The sequence below is a fragment of the Streptomyces sp. NPDC014656 genome (assembly GCF_043084305.1).
Classification (GTDB): Bacteria; Actinomycetota; Actinomycetes; order Streptomycetales; family Streptomycetaceae; genus Streptomyces.
The window spans coordinates 1-14,479 of sequence record NZ_JBIBZN010000018.1 but is presented as its reverse complement, the minus strand read 5'-3'; the positions used below and the strand labels follow the sequence as shown (position 1 = coordinate 14,479).

13 protein-coding genes are annotated in these 14,479 nt (G+C 72.4%); 7 read left to right on the top strand and 6 right to left on the bottom strand.

What is annotated here, in order from left to right; translation table 11 throughout:
- The first annotated feature begins 90 nt into the window (after positions 1–90).
- Both ACF1ED_RS31465 and ACF1ED_RS31460 read left to right on the top strand, forming a co-directional pair.
- Complete coding sequence (locus ACF1ED_RS31465) at positions 91–1,140, top strand: LLM class F420-dependent oxidoreductase (protein ID WP_391766262.1); 1,050 nt, start codon at positions 91–93, stop codon at positions 1,138–1,140.
- A 224-nt stretch (positions 1,141–1,364) separates the two neighbouring features.
- Positions 1,365–2,150 carry a ferritin-like domain-containing protein gene (locus ACF1ED_RS31460; protein ID WP_391766260.1) on the top strand — a complete coding sequence of 262 codons (786 nt, stop codon included), beginning with the start codon at positions 1,365–1,367 and terminating at the stop codon, positions 2,148–2,150.
- Positions 2,151–2,171: 21 nt separating this feature from the next.
- Here ACF1ED_RS31460 and corA read toward each other — a convergent pair whose 3' ends face one another.
- Entirely contained in the window at positions 2,172–3,164 is a 993-nt protein-coding gene (gene corA / locus ACF1ED_RS31455) for a magnesium/cobalt transporter CorA (RefSeq protein WP_391766481.1), read from the bottom strand.
- 85 nt (positions 3,165–3,249) lie between these two features.
- On the opposite strand from corA, the gene ACF1ED_RS31450 reads away from it, so the two are divergent.
- The 4 genes from ACF1ED_RS31450 (at position 3,250) to mshC (ending at position 6,788) form a co-directional block, all read left to right on the top strand.
- Positions 3,250–3,939 carry a histidine phosphatase family protein gene (locus ACF1ED_RS31450; protein WP_391766258.1) on the top strand — a complete coding sequence of 230 codons (690 nt, stop codon included), beginning with the start codon at positions 3,250–3,252 and terminating at the stop codon, positions 3,937–3,939.
- Between the two features lie 67 nt (positions 3,940–4,006).
- Positions 4,007–4,597 carry a DUF3090 domain-containing protein gene (locus ACF1ED_RS31445; protein ID WP_391766256.1) on the top strand — a complete coding sequence of 197 codons (591 nt, stop codon included), beginning with the start codon at positions 4,007–4,009 and terminating at the stop codon, positions 4,595–4,597.
- Positions 4,594–5,400: an SCO1664 family protein gene (locus ACF1ED_RS31440; protein ID WP_391766254.1), complete on the top strand. Its 807-nt coding sequence runs from the start codon at positions 4,594–4,596 to the stop codon at positions 5,398–5,400. The genes ACF1ED_RS31445 and ACF1ED_RS31440 overlap by 4 nt, the downstream gene beginning before the upstream one ends.
- Positions 5,401–5,558: 158 nt before the next feature.
- Positions 5,559–6,788, top strand: coding sequence for a cysteine--1-D-myo-inosityl 2-amino-2-deoxy-alpha-D-glucopyranoside ligase (mshC, locus tag ACF1ED_RS31435; protein ID WP_391766252.1), 1,230 nt, complete (start codon positions 5,559–5,561; stop codon positions 6,786–6,788).
- Between the two features lie 74 nt (positions 6,789–6,862).
- Here mshC and ACF1ED_RS31430 read toward each other — a convergent pair whose 3' ends face one another.
- The 5 genes from ACF1ED_RS31430 to ACF1ED_RS31410 all read right to left on the bottom strand — a co-directional run bounded on the left by ACF1ED_RS31430 (position 6,863) and on the right by ACF1ED_RS31410 (position 13,103).
- On the bottom strand, positions 6,863–7,894 hold the full coding sequence (locus tag ACF1ED_RS31430; protein WP_391766250.1) for a PAC2 family protein: 1,032 nt from the start codon (positions 7,892–7,894) through the stop codon (positions 6,863–6,865).
- A 197-nt stretch (positions 7,895–8,091) separates the two neighbouring features.
- Positions 8,092–9,699, bottom strand: coding sequence for an FAD-dependent oxidoreductase (locus tag ACF1ED_RS31425; protein WP_391766248.1), 1,608 nt, complete (start codon positions 9,697–9,699; stop codon positions 8,092–8,094).
- A gap of 16 nt (positions 9,700–9,715) precedes the next feature.
- A complete protein-coding gene (glpK, locus tag ACF1ED_RS31420) occupies positions 9,716–11,242 on the bottom strand; it encodes a glycerol kinase GlpK (RefSeq protein WP_391766247.1) in 1,527 nt (508 codons plus the stop codon).
- Between the two features lie 59 nt (positions 11,243–11,301).
- Positions 11,302–12,060 carry an MIP/aquaporin family protein gene (locus tag ACF1ED_RS31415; RefSeq protein WP_391766245.1) on the bottom strand — a complete coding sequence of 253 codons (759 nt, stop codon included), beginning with the start codon at positions 12,058–12,060 and terminating at the stop codon, positions 11,302–11,304.
- A 278-nt stretch (positions 12,061–12,338) separates the two neighbouring features.
- A complete protein-coding gene (locus ACF1ED_RS31410; RefSeq protein ID WP_391766243.1) occupies positions 12,339–13,103 on the bottom strand; it encodes an IclR family transcriptional regulator in 765 nt (254 codons plus the stop codon).
- Positions 13,104–13,359: 256 nt separating this feature from the next.
- On the opposite strand from ACF1ED_RS31410, the gene ACF1ED_RS31405 reads away from it, so the two are divergent.
- Positions 13,360–14,479 (top strand): homocysteine S-methyltransferase family protein (locus tag ACF1ED_RS31405; RefSeq protein WP_391766241.1); only part of this gene is annotated, 1,120 nt, incomplete at its 3' end.

The window sequence follows — 14,479 nt, the reverse complement described above, 5'->3', positions numbered from 1 at the left end:
GGGCGTGGCGTCCGGCTCCTGACGGATTCGGGGAGGGCGCGCTAGAGTCCGGACCGAGAGACGTTACCGATGGGTAAGGGGTGCGTGTAAATGCGGCTCGGCATCAACCTCGGCTACTGGGGCGCCGGCATGGACGGCGACAACCTGGCCGTCGCCCAGGAGGCCGACCGGCTCGGCTACGACGTCTGCTGGGCGGCGGAGGCGTACGGCTCGGACGCCCCGACCGTGCTCTCCTGGGTCGCCGCGAAGACGGAGCGGATCGACGTCGGCTCGGCGATCATGCAGATCCCGGCCCGTCAGCCCGCCATGACGGCGATGACCGCCGCCACCCTGGACTCCCTCTCCGGCGGCCGGTTCCGCCTCGGCCTCGGCGTCTCCGGCCCGCAGGTCTCCGAGGGCTGGTACGGCGTGAAGTTCGACAAACCCCTCGCCCGCACCCGCGAGTACGTGGAGATCGTCCGCAAGGCGATGTCCCGCGAGCGCCTGACCCACGAGGGCGAGCACTGGACGCTGCCGCTGCCCGGCGGGCCCGGCAAGCCGATCAAGCTGACCGTCCACCCGCAGCGCGAGCACATCCCGCTGTACATCGCCGCGATCGGCCCGAAGAACCTGGAGCAGACCGGCGAGATCGCCGACGGCGCCCTGCTGATCTTCCCCTCGGCCGAGCACCTGGAGGAGACCGCCCTGCGTCCCCTGCGGGCGGGCCGCGAGAAGGCCGGTCTGACCATGGAGGGCTTCGACGTCTGTCCGACGCTGCCGCTCGCCCTCGGCGAGGACGTCGACGCGCTCGCCGACGTCTTCCGTCCGTACACCGCCCTCTACGTGGGCGGCATGGGCAGCCGCAAGCAGAACTTCTACAACCAGCTCGCCCGGCGCATGGGCTACGAGAAGGAGGCCGCCGAGATCCAGGACAAGTACCTGGCCGGCGACAAGACGGGCGCCGCGGCCGCCGTGCCCCACTCCCTGATCGACCGGACCGCCCTGCTCGGCACCGTCGACCGGATCGCCGACCGCATGACCGCGTACGCGGAGGCCGGTGTCACCACGCTGACCCTGGCCCCCGCCGGCTTCACCCTCGACGAGCGTCTCGCCGCCCTGCGCGCGGGCGTCGAGGCCATGGAGCGGGCCGGCCTGGCGTAACGGGAGCGGCGGGGAAAGCCTGCGGCCGTGGTGGGGGCTCGGGGGTCTTCCCCGCCACGGCCGTCATGCCCTTCAACGCGACACCGCGCCTCCCGGTTACGGCCCCGCCCCTCACTCTTTCGGCCGATGCCGCCGAGCCCTCCTGTTGCCCGCCGTCCCGGACGGCGTTTGACTCGGTCTCCCCGGACGCGCGGAGTGCGGACGTCCGCATGGAGGTGGCAGCGATGCTCACGGCCAAGAGCCTGTTCCAGGAAATCATCGACGACGACGAGGCCTTCCGGCTCTTCTGCTCGATCGCCGCCAGCGGCGAGTCGCAGGGCGGCTGGGAGAACGCCCGGATCGCCGCCCTCGTCGCCCCCGGCATGCGGGAGCTCGCCCCCAAGATCACCCGTCACGGCGCCGACGAGGACAAGCACGGGCGCATCTTCAACGCGCTGCTGCGCAAGCGCGGCCTCGAACCCGTCCCCGTCCCGCCCGAGACCGACTACACGATGCTCCTCGAACGGCGCGGCATCGGCCTCGCCCACGAGAAGCTCCGCGGCGAGGAACCGCTGACCGAGCGGGACGTCGTCGTCTACCTCGCGCACAGCCGGGTCACCGAGCAGCGCGCGGCCGACCAGATGGACATGCTCGTCACGAACTTCGGCGACCACCCGGAGCTGGGCAAGGCCATCCACATGATCGACAACGACGAGGCCAACCACCTCGCGTACTGCCACGAGGAACTGCTCCGGCTCGCCCGGGCCGGCCACGGCCGCCTCATCCAGACCACCCTGCGCGAGTCGGCGCTCACCGAGATCCAGGTCTACCGGGACGTCAGCCTCGCCGTCATGGGCCACATGGGCCGCATCCTGAAGTGGCCGAAGGCCAAGGGAGCGGTGCTCGCCGCGGGCATCCACGGCATGTACGCCTACGAGCGGGCCGCCGGCTGGCACAAGATGATCAGCCTGCGGATGCCCGACCGGCTCGACGCGCTCGGCGGCCCGGCCGTCCCCGCCCCGGCCTTCTGACCGGGCCCCGGCGCGGCCGGTTCAGAGCCAGCCGCGCCGCTTGAACAGGCGGTGCAGGCCCGTCACGGCCCCCGCCATCAGCAGGATCACCGCCGGGTACGACCACACCCAGTGCAGCTCCGGCATGTGGTCGAAGTTCATGCCGTAGATCCCCGCCACCATCGTGGGCACCGCGGCCATCGCCGCCCAGGCCGAGATCTTCCGCATGTCGTCGTTCTGCCGCACCCCCATCTGCGCCAGGTGCGCCGACAGCACGTCCGACAGCAGCCGGTCCAGCCCCTCCACCTGCTCGTTGGCGCGCAGCAGGTGGTCGTTGACGTCGCGGAAGAAGGGCTGCGACTCCGTGTTCACGAACGGCACCGTGCCCGCCGTCAGCCGGGCCATCGGCGCCGCGAGGGGACCCGTCGCCCGCCGGAACTCCAGCACCTGCCGCTTCGCCGTGTAGATCCGCTCCGCCGTGTTCGCCGTCCCGGTCCCGCCCGGCGCGAAGACGTCGGCCTCCAGCTCCTCCAGGTCCACCTGGAGCTCGCCCGCCACGTCCAGGTAGTGGTCGACCACCGCGTCGCTCACCGCGTAGAGCACCGACGTCGGCCCGTGCCGCAGCACCTCCGGCTGCGTCTCCAGCCGCTTGCGCACGGCCGCCAGGGGCGCCCCCTCGCCGTGCCGGACGGTCACCACGAAGGAGTCGCCCAGGAACAGCATCAGCTCGCCGGAGGAGACCCGGTCGCTCTCCGGTTCGTAGTCCACCGGTTTCAGCACCACGAAGAGGGAGTCGTCGTAGATCTCCAGCTTGGGCCGCTGGTGGGCCTTCAGGGCGTCCTCGACCGCCAGCGGGTGCAGCGCGAACTCCGAGGCCACGTGGTCGAACTCGGCCTCCGTCGGCTCGTGGAGCCCCACCCAGAGGAAGGCGTGACCGGAGGCCCGTGCCTCGGCCAGGGCGCGCGAGAGGTCGCCGCCGCAGTCGGTCCTGCGGCCGTCGCGGTAGAGGGCGGAGTCGACGATCACGCGCCGTATTCTCCCTTCCCGGTACCGGTTCCGCACGCCCGCCTACCCGCCGCGGACCGTCCCACACCCGCGCCCGCGCCGTAGGCTGGCCGACATGGCCACGCTGATCCTCGTCCGGCACGGACGCTCCACCGCCAACACCTCCGGACTGCTCGCCGGGCGCACGCCGGGGGTGGCGCTCGACGAGCGCGGGGCCGCCCAGGCCGCCGCCCTGCCCTCCCGGCTCGCCGGGATCCCGCTCGCCGCCGCCGTCTCCAGCCCCCTCCAGCGCTGCCGCGAGACCCTCCAGCCGCTCCTGGACGCCCGCCCGGACCTCCCGCTCCACGTCGAGGACCGGGTCAACGAATGCGACTACGGCGACTGGTCGGGCCGCAAGCTCAGCGAACTGAACGACGAACCGCTGATGGAGGTCGTCCAGGCGCACGCCTCCGCCGCCGTCTTCCCCGGCGGCGAGTCCATGCGCGCCATGCAGGCGCGGGCCGTCGAGGCGGTCCGCGACTGGAACGCCCGGGTCGACGCCGAGCACGGCGAGGACGCCGTCTACGCCCTGTGCTCCCACGGCGACATCATCAAGTCCCTGGTCGCCGACGCCCTCGGCCTCCACCTCGACCTCTTCCAGCGCGTCCACGTCGACCCCTGCTCGCTCACCGTGATCCGCTACACCCGGCTGCGCCCCTTCCTGGTCCGCCTCGGCGACACCGGCGACCTCGCCGCGCTGGCCCCCCGTGAGACCCCCGACAGCAGTGGGACGGCCGAGGTGGGGGGCGGCGCGGGCGCACCGTGATCCTTCCGCGCAGTAGGGTGGACTCGCCGTTGCCGTACGACAGTCGACAGTCAAGGGAGCCGGGAGAGTGTCCCGTCAGGTGTTCCTCTACGACCCACCGGAGCGTTTCGTGGCCGGCACGGTCGGGCTGCCTGGCCGCCGGACGTTCTTCCTCCAGGCGTCCGCGGCCGGCCGGGTCACCAGCGTCGCCCTGGAGAAGACCCAGGTCGCCGCACTCGCCGAGCGGATCGACGAGCTCCTCGACGAGGTGCTGCGCCGCACCGGGGGCAACGCCCCGGTGCCGGCCGTGGCCCCCGCCGACATCGCCGACACCGCCCCCCTCGACACCCCCGTCGAGGAGGAGTTCCGGGTCGGGACCATGGCGCTCGCCTGGGACGGCGAGGAACAGCGCATGATCGTCGAGGCCCAGGCCCTCGTCGAACTGGACGCGGACTCCGAGGAGGACCTCGCCGCGGCCGAGGAGCGGCTGCTCCAGGACGAGGAGAACGGCCCGCCGATGCTCCGCGTCCGCCTCAGCGGCGCCCAGGCCCGCGCCTTCGCCAAGCGGGCGCTGGACGTGGTCAACGCCGGCCGCCCGCCGTGCCCGCTGTGCAGCCTGCCGCTGGACCCGGAAGGCCACGTCTGCCCCCGCCAGAACGGATACCGCCGCGGAGCATGAGCAGCAGCCCCGACTTCCCGCCGGACACCGAGCTGCTCGCCCGCGGTGAGCTGACCGTGCGGGGGCAGGTCCGTGAGGCGTCCAACGCGGTGCTCTACTGCACGGTCGCCCACGAGGGCCGCGAGGCCGCCTGCGTCTACAAGCCGGTCGCGGGGGAGCGCCCCCTGTGGGACTTCCCCGACGGCACCCTCGCCGAGCGCGAGGTCGCCGCGTACGAGCTCTCCGAGGCCACCGGCTGGGGCCTGGTCCCGCCCACGGTGCTGCGGGACGGCCCGTACGGCGAGGGCATGGTCCAGCTCTGGATCGAGGCCGACCCGGAGGCCCGGCTGCTCGCCCTCACCGAGGACGAGGAGGCGGCCGAGGGCTGGAGGGCCGTCGGTCCCGCCGAGGTGGGGGAGGGGCGCACCGCGCTCCTCGTCCACGCCGACACCCCCGGGCTGCGCCGGCTCGCCGTCCTCGACGCGGTGATGAACAACGGCGACCGCAAGGGCGGCCACCTGCTCCCCGCCCCCGGCGGCCGGCTCTACGGCATCGACCACGGCGTCTCCTTCCACGTCGAGGACAAGCTGCGCACCCTGCTGTGGGGCTGGGCGGGCCAGGAGCTGCCCGCCGAGGCCACCGGGGTCCTCGAAGGGCTCGCCCCCGCCCTGGCCCCCGGAGGGCCCCTCGCCACCCGGTTGGGGGAACTGCTCACGGCCGCCGAGGTGTCCGCCGTACGGGAGCGGGTCGCGGCGCTGCTGGCGTCCGGACGCCACCCGGAGCCGTCCGGGCAGTGGCCCGCGATCCCCTGGCCGCCGGTCTAGGAACCGTAGGGTTTCGGCCATACCGGCCGGCCCGGCCGGGGAGTCCGCCGGACCCCTGGGGGGTATACACAGACCTCGCTCACCCGCAAGAGCGCACGATCGGACAAGATTCCGGATCCGGTTCGTATCCGAAAGAGCTGTCCGGTTACGCTCGGGTCATGCATGCCTGGCCCGCTTCCGAGGTCCCCGCCCTTCCCGGCAAGGGCCGCGACCTCCGGATCCACGACACCGCGACCGGCGGACGAGTGACCCTCGCCCCCGGCCCCGTCGCCCGTATCTACGTCTGCGGCATCACGCCCTACGACGCGACCCACATGGGTCACGCGGCGACCTACAACGCGTTCGACCTCGTGCAGCGCGTGTGGCTCGACACCAAGCGGCAGGTGCACTACGTCCAGAACGTGACGGACGTGGACGACCCGCTCCTGGAGCGCGCCCTCCGCGACGACATCGACTGGACCGAACTCGCCGAGCGCGAGACCTCCCTCTTCCGCGAGGACATGACCGCCCTGCGGATGCTGCCGCCGCGCCACTACGTCGGCGCGGTCGAGTCGATACCCTCCATCATCCCGCTGGTCGAACGGCTCCGGGACTCCGGCGCCGCCTACGAGCTCGACGGCGACGTCTACTTCTCCGTCGAGGCCGACCCGCACTTCGGCGAGGTCTCGCACTACGACACCGAACTCATGCGGCACCTCTCCGCCGAGCGCGGCGGGGACCCCGAGCGCCCCGGCAAGAAGAACCCGCTCGACCCGATGCTGTGGATGGCCGCCCGCGAGGGCGAGCCCAGCTGGGACGGCGGCAGCCTCGGCCCCGGCCGCCCCGGCTGGCACATCGAGTGCGTCGCCATCGCCCTCGACCACCTCGGCATGGGCTTCGACGTGCAGGGCGGCGGCTCCGACCTGATCTTCCCGCACCACGAGATGGGCGCCTCGCACGCGCAGGCGCTCACCGGCGAGTTCCCCATGGCCAAGGCGTACGTGCACGCCGGCATGGTCGCCCTGCACGGCGAGAAGATGTCGAAGTCCAAGGGCAACCTGGTCTTCGTCTCCGCGCTCCGCCGCGAGGGCGTCGACCCGGCCGCCGTCCGGCTCGCCCTCCTCGCCCACCACTACCGCGCCGACTGGGAGTGGACCGATCAGGTCCTCGCCGACGCCGTCGCCCGCCTCGGCCGCTGGCGCGCCGCGGTCTCCCGGCCCGACGGCCCGTCCGCCGACGCCCTGGTCGAGGAGGTCCGCGAGGCGCTCGCCGACGACCTCGACGCCCCGGCCGCGCTCGCCGCGGTCGACCGCTGGGCCGCCCGCCAGGAGGCGGACGGCGGCACCGACGAGGCCGCCCCCGGCCTCGTCTCCCGCACGGTCGACGCGCTCCTCGGCGTCGCCCTCTAGCGCCGGACCGCACCGCACGCGGAAGGGGAGGGGTGGCCGAGCCACCCCTCCCTTCCATGCGTCCCGAGGGAGTCCTACTCCTCGTCGTCCGTTCCGGGCTCCCCGGCCGCCTCCGGCGGCTCCGGGTCCGCCTGCGGCTCGGGGTCCGCCTGCCGCTCCGGATCCGGCTTCGGCGGCCGGGTCCGGCCGCTGCCCGGATCGCGCAGGTACGAGGTGTCCCCGCTCTCCGTCGCCACTCCCGGACCGCCGGGGCCGGGCCCCTGGCCGGGGTCGCGCCGCCGCAGATACCGCTCGAACTCGCGGGCGATCGCCTCGCCCGAGGCCTCCGGCAGCTCCGCGGTGTCCCGCGCCTCCTCCAGCGTCTGCACGTACTCGGCGACCTCGCTGTCCTCCGCCGCCAGCTGGTCCACCCCCAGCTGCCAGGCGCGGGCGTCCTCGGGCAGCTCGCCCAGCGGGATCCGCAGCCCGATCAGGTCCTCCAGCCGGTTCAGCAGGGCCAGCGTCGCCTTCGGGTTCGGCGGCTGCGACACGTAGTGCGGCACCGCCGCCCACAGGCTCACCGCCGGCACGCCCGCGTGGGTGCACGCCTCCTGGAGGATGCCGACGATGCCCGTCGGGCCCTCGTAGCGGGTCTCCTCCAGGTCCATCGTCCGCGCCAGGTCCGGGTCGGAGGTGACGCCGCTGACCGGCACCGGGCGGGTGTGCGGGGTGTCGCCGAGCAGCGCGCCGAGGATCACCACCATCTCCACGCCCAGTTCGTGCGCGAAGCCCAGCAGCTCGTTGCAGAAGGAGCGCCAGCGCATCGACGGCTCGATGCCCCGGACCAGGACCAGGTCGCGCGGCTTGTCGCCGCCGATCCGGACCACGGAGAGCCGGGTCGTCGGCCAGGTGATCTTCCGGACGCCGTTCTCCAGGAACACCGTCGGACGGTTGACCTGGAAGTCGTAGTAGTCCTCGGCGTCGAGCGCCGCGAAGACCTCGCCCTTCCATTCCCGGTCCAGATGAGCGACCGCGGTGGAGGCGGCGTCGCCGGCGTCGTTCCAGCCCTCGAACGCGGCCACCATGACCGGGTCGATCAGCTCGGGTACCCCCTCGAGCTCGATCACCCAGCGCCTCCTTCTTCGAAGTTCGTGTCGTACGGACCAACCTTACGGCTTTCGGGTCGTCCGTCCGCAGCCCTCGGGCGCGCCCGAAAACCCGTGCGGCCTTGATCGACTACCCAGGATCGGGGCCCCGCACACGGGCACGCGAGAGGGGCGGTCCACACCCTCCCCGGAGTGGACCGCCCCTCGGCTCGCGGGACCTACTTCGCGCGCAGCATCGCGTCGACCCCGGCGCGGACCTCGTCGGTGGCGAGACCGCGGATGGTCAGGGTGGTGCGGCGGCGCAGCACGTCGTCGGCCGTCTCGGCCCACTCGTGGTCGCGGGCGTAGGCGACCTGCGCCCAGATCTCCGGGGCGTCCGGGTGGATCCGGCGGGCCAGCTCGGGGTTCTCGTTCGCCATGCGGGCGATGTCGAAGGAGAGCGAACCGTAGTGCGTGGCCAGGTGCTTGGCGGTGTCGGCGGCCATCCGCGGGCCGGGGGCCGGGCCGTCGACGAGCAGTCGGTGGGCGACCGCGTTCGGGTTGGCGATGCCCGGGAGCGGCAGCCGCTTGGGGAGCGTGGAGACCGACTCGTAGTCCTCGCCCAGCGGGTGGCCCGGCAGCGCCTCCAGCTTCTTCATGATGGTGCGGCCGATGTGGCGGAAGGTGGTCCACTTGCCGCCGGCGACCGACAGCATCCCGCCGCGGCCCTCGGTGACGACCGTCTCGCGCTTGGCCTTGGAGGTGTCGCCGGGACCGCCCGGGAGCACCCGCAGGCCGGCGAAGGCGTAGGTGATGAGGGAGCGGTCGAGCTGCTGGTCGCGGATGGAGAAGGCGGCCTCGTCCAGGATCTGGGCGGTGTCCTTCTCGGTGACCGCGACCTCGCCCGGGTCGCCCTCGTACTCCTCGTCGGTGGTGCCGAGCAGGAGCATGTCCTCCCAGGGGAGGGCGAAGGTGATCCGGTACTTGTCGATCGGGGTGGCGAGCGCGGCCTTCCACGGGGCGGTCCGCTTGAGGACCAGGTGAGCGCCCTTGGAGAGGCGGATGGAGGGGGCCGCGTTGGGGTCCTCCATCCGGCGCAGGTGGTCGACCCAGGGGCCGGTGGCGTTGAGGACGAGCCGCGCGGTGACGCCGAACTCCTCGCCGGACACGCGGTCCCTGAGCTCGGCGCCGGTGACCCGGCCCCGGGTGAAGCGGAGACCGGTGACCTCGGCGTGGTTGAGGACGACGGCGCCGGCGTCGACGGCCGCGCGGACCGTCATGAGCGCCATGCGGGCGTCGTTCATCTGGTCGTCGCCGTAGACGGCGACGGCCTTGAGGTTGTCGGTGCGCAGCTCGGGCACGTCCTGCGCCGCCTTGGCGGGGGAGAGGAGGTGGCCGACGCCGTCGCCGAAGGCGGACAGCGCGGAGTACGCGAAGACGCCGGCGCCCAGCTTGGCGGCGCCGTGCGGGCCGCCCTTGTAGACGGGCAGGTAGAAGGTGAGCGGGTTGGACAGGTGGGGGGCCACCTGCCGGGAGACGGCGCGCCGCTCGAAGTGGTTCTCGGCGACGAGCTTCACGGCGCCGGTCTGCAGGTAGCGCAGGCCGCCGTGGAGGAGCTTGGAGGAGGCCGAGGAGGTGGCGCCGGCGAAGTCGCCGGCGTCCACCAGGGCCACCCGCAGACCGGACTGCGCGGCGTGCCAGGCGGTGGAGATGCCCAGGATGCCGCCGCCGATCACCAGGAGGTCGTACGTCGCCTTGGCAAGCTGCTCTCTGGTCTCGGCACGGGTCGGAAGCGAGCCGGCGGCCGGGTGCGTTCCGAGGGCGGGAACGGTCTGCGGGGTGGTCATCTCGTGCTACTCCTCGTCACTTCTCTTCTTCGAGCCAGCCCATGGAGCGCTCCACGGCCTTGAGCCAGTTCTTGTACTCGCTGTCGCGCTTGTCGGCGTCCATGCGCGGGGTCCACTCCGCGGCACGGCGCCAGTTGGCGCGCAGCGCCTCGGTGTCCGGCCAGAAGCCGACGGCCAGACCGGCGGCGTAGGCGGCGCCGAGGCAGGTGGTCTCGGCGACCATGGGGCGCACCACGGGGGCGTCCAGGAAGTCCGAGAGGGTCTGCATCAGCAGGTTGTTGGAGGTCATGCCGCCGTCGACCTTGAGCGCGGTCAGCTCGACGCCGGAGTCCTTGGTCATGGCGTCGGTGATCTCGCGGGTCTGCCAGGCGGTGGCCTCCAGGACGGCACGGGCGATGTGCGCCTTGGTGACGTACCGGGTGAGGCCGGCGATCACACCGCGGGCGTCGGAGCGCCAGTACGGGGCGAAGAGGCCGGAGAAGGCGGGCACGAAGTAGGCGCCGCCGTTGTCCTCGACGGAGGAGGCCAGGGTCTCGATCTCGGCGGCGGACTTGATCAGGCCCATCTGGTCGCGCATCCACTGGACGAGCGAGCCGGTGACGGCGATGGAGCCCTCCAGGGCGTAGACCGGCTTGGCGTCGCCGATCTGGTAGCCGACGGTGGTCAGCAGGCCGCTGTAGGAGTTGATGATCTTGTCGCCGGTGTTCATCAGCATGAAGGTGCCGGTGCCGTACGTCGACTTGGCCTCGCCCTCGGCGAAACAGGTCTGGCCGAACAGGGCGGCCTGCTGGTCGCCGAGCGCGGAGGCGACCGGGACGCCGTCGAGGACGCCGCCCTTGACGGTGCCGTACACCTCGGCGGAGGAGCGGATCTCGGGGAGGACCGCGGCCGGGATGTCGATGGACTGGAGGATGCGCTCGTCCCAGGCCATCTCGTGCAGGTTCATCAGGAGGGTGCGGGAGGCGTTGGTGACGTCGGTGACGTGGACGCCGCCCTCGGTGCCGCCGGTGAGGTTCCAGATGACCCAGGAGTCCATGGTGCCGAAGAGGATGTCGCCGCGCTCGGCGCGCTCGCGCAGGCCCTCGACGTTGTCGAGCAGCCAGCGGACCTTGGGGCCGGAGAAGTAGGAGGCGAGCGGGAGGCCGGTCTCGCGGCGGAAGCGGTCCTGGCCGACGTTGCGGCCGAGCTCCTTGCAGAGGGCGTCGGTGCGGGTGTCCTGCCAGACGAGCGCGTTGTGGACGGGCTCGCCGGTGTTCTTGTCCCACATCAGCGTGGTCTCGCGCTGGTTGGTGATGCCGATGGCCTTGACGTCGGCGGCGGTGATGCCGGCCTTGACGATCGCCCCGGCCACGACCTCCTGGACGTTGGTCCAGATCTCGGTGGCGTCGTGCTCGACCCAGCCCGGCTTCGGGAAGATCTGCTCGTGCTCCTTCTGGTCGACCGAGACGATCCGGCCGTCCTTGTCGAAGACGATGCAGCGGGAGGAGGTGGTGCCCTGGTCGATGGCGGCGATGAAGGGGCCGGCGGTGTGGGCGTCGGTCACGGTGTGCTCCTGGGGAAGTCTGGGAAGGACGGCTCGGGGCTCTGGTGCTGTTCTACGTCTCAGGCGAACGCGAGGTTGTAGATACCCGCGGCGAGGGCTCCGCCGATCAGCGGACCGGCGACCGGGATCCAGGCGTAGCCCCAGTCGGAGCCGCCCTTGTTGGGGAGGGGGAGCAGCGCGTGCACGATGCGGGGGCCGAGGTCGCGCGCCGGGTTGATCGCGTAACCGGTCGGGCCGCCGAGCGAGAGGCCGATCGAGACCACGACGAAGGCCGTGATCAGGGCGCCGAGGACGCCGAGGCCCTTGCCGCTGTCGTTGAGGCCCTGGGTGAGCACGGCGAGGACGAGCACGACGGTGCCGATGATCTCGGTGGCGAGGTTCTGCCAGGTGTTCCGGATCTCGGGGCCGGTGGAGAAGATGCCGAGCACGGGGCCGGGGCCCTCGACCGGCTTCTCGCCGACGGTCTCCGGGTCGGTGAGGTGGGCCCGGAACTGGCCGTAGTAGGCGACCCAGACCAGGGCGGCGCCGATCATCGCGCCGAGCAGCTGGCCGGCGATGTAGACCGGCACGTCGCCCCAGGCGCCGTCCTTGACGGCGATGCCGACCGTGACGGCGGGGTTCAGATGCGCCCCGGAGAGGGAAGCGGTCATGTAGACGGCCGTCATGACGGCGAAGCCCCACCCGAAGGTGATCGCGAGCCAGCCGGCGCCGCGGGCCTTGGAGCTCTTGAGCGTCACGGCGGCGCAGACGCCGCCGCCGAGAAGAATGAGTACGGCGGTACCGATGGTCTCGCCGAGGAAGATGTCGGAGCTGGACACCCGCGACTCCTTTGTCCTTCGTCCAGGGGATGGGCGAACCCCGGTTCGCCCCGGTGGTCCGCGCCCTCGTGTGAGGGCGTCCACGGCCCTTGGCACTGCCACACTCTAGCGCTTATTGCCGGTAGGTGTTCGACAATGCCGACCGATGAACGGAAGTTTTGCCCTGGGGTTAACAGCGCGTCAAGGGTCTGGGAAGCGAAAAACCCGCCGATAACGCGATCGTTACCGACGGGTTCGCTCTCCGTACGGACCGGCTCACCGGCTCCGCGGGCGCGGGCTCAGAAGCGGCCCGCCCCCAGGTCCCGGGAGACCGCCCGGGCGCAGTCCCGCACCGCCGCCACCAGCTCCGGGCGCAGCTCGCCGGACGGGCAGAGCCGCTCCACCGCCCCGGTGACCGCCACCGCGCCCACCGGCATCCGGCGCCGGTCGTGGATGGGCGCCGCCACCGAGGCCACGCCCTCCCAGGTCTCCTCCACGTCCGCCGCCCAGCCGCGCGCCCGGGTCATGTCGAGCAGCGACTCGAAGTCCGCCAGGCCGGTGACCGTGCGCGGAGTGAGGGGCTCCCGCTCCACCTCCAGCACCTCGCTGTGCGCCACCGGGTCGTACGCCGACAGGACCTTGCCCAGCGCCGTGGAGTGCAACGGCTGCATCGCCCCCACCTCCAGCACCTGGCGGCTGTCGTCCGGCCGGAAGACGTGGTGCACGATCAGCACGCCCTGCTGGTGCAGCACCCCGAGGTGCACGCTCTCCCCGCTGGACCGCGCCAGGTCGTCCGTCCACACCAGTGCCCGCGCGCGCAGCTCGTGCACGTCCAGATAGCTGTTGCCGAGCCGCAGCAGCTCCGCCCCCAGCTGGTAGCGGCCCGAGGGCCCGTCCTGCTCCACGAAGCCCTCCGCCTGGAGGGTGCGCAGGATGCCGTGGGCGGTGCCCTTGGCCAGTCCCAGCGAGGAGGCGATGTCGGACAGGCCGAGCCGGCGCTCGCCGCCCGCGAGCAGTCGCAGCATGGCCGCCGCCCGTTCAAGCGACTGGATGTTCTTCGCCATCGCCCGGCCCTTCTCCTCACGTCCCGTACAGATCACGCTGTTCGACAATGCTGAACACTATCGGTCGATGCCGACCTTGCCTCGCACCTGACAGTGTCCTCGAAGAAGGGGCCTCGCCGGGAGTCCTCGCACACAGGATGCCGTCCGCCACGTGGGACACCGTGTCCGCCCCGGCCGAACCACGGCTACGCTGAGCCCGTGCGCCCTGTGCCCAGGGTGCAAAGCCGACAGCCGTCGCAGCCCAGGGAGCCCCTTCATGGCCTCGTTGCCGACCCCTTCCGTCCCCGCCGACAGCCGGAGCCGCGTCGCCGCCCTCCGCGAGGCACTCGCCAGCCGCGTCGTCGTCGCCGACGGCGCCATGGGGACCATGCTCCAGGCCCAGGACCCCAGCCTGGAGGACTTCCAGAACCTCGAAGGCTGCAACGAGATCCTCAGCCTCACCCGGCCCGACATCGTCGCCTCGGTCCACCGCGAGTACTTCGCCGCCGGCGTCGACTGCGTCGAGACCAACACCTTCGGCGCCAACCACGCGGCCCTCGGCGAGTACGACATCGCCCACCGGGTGCTGGAGCTGTCCGAGGCCGGCGCCCGCGTCGCCCGCGAGGTCGCCGACGAGTTCACCGCCGCCGACGGCCGGCCCCGCTGGGTCCTCGGCTCCATCGGCCCCGGCACCAAGCTGCCGACCCTCGGCCACGCCCCGTACACCGTCCTGCGCGACGCCTACCAGCAGAACGCCGAGGGCCTCCTCGCCGGCGGCGCCGACGCGCTCATCGTCGAGACCACCCAGGACCTCCTCCAGACCAAGGCGTCCGTCATCGGCGCCCGCAAGGCCCTCGACGCCCTCGGCGCCGACGTGCCGCTCATCGTCTCGGTCACCGTCGAGACCACCGGCACCATGCTCCTCGGCTCCGAGATCGGCGCCGCCCTGACGGCCCTGGAGCCGCTCGGCATCGACATGATCGGCCTCAACTGCGCCACCGGCCCCGCCGAGATGAGCGAGCACCTCCGCTACCTCGCCCGGCACTCCCGCGTCCCGCTGTCGGTGATGCCCAACGCCGGCCTGCCCGTCCTCACCTCCGACGGCGCCCACTACCCGCTCTCCCCGGCCGAGCTCGCCGACGCCCAGGAGAGCTTCGTCCGCGAGTACGGCCTCTCCCTCGTCGGCGGCTGCTGCGGCACGACCCCGGAGCACCTGCGCCAGGTCGTCGAGCGCGTCCGCGACCTCACGCCCGCGCCGCGCGACCCGCGCCCCGAGCCGGGCGCGGCCTCGCTCTACCAGACCGTGCCGTTCCGGCAGGACACCTCGTACCTGGCGATCGGCGAGCGGACGAACGCGAACGGGTCGAAGAAGTTCCGCGAGGCCATGCTGGAGGGCC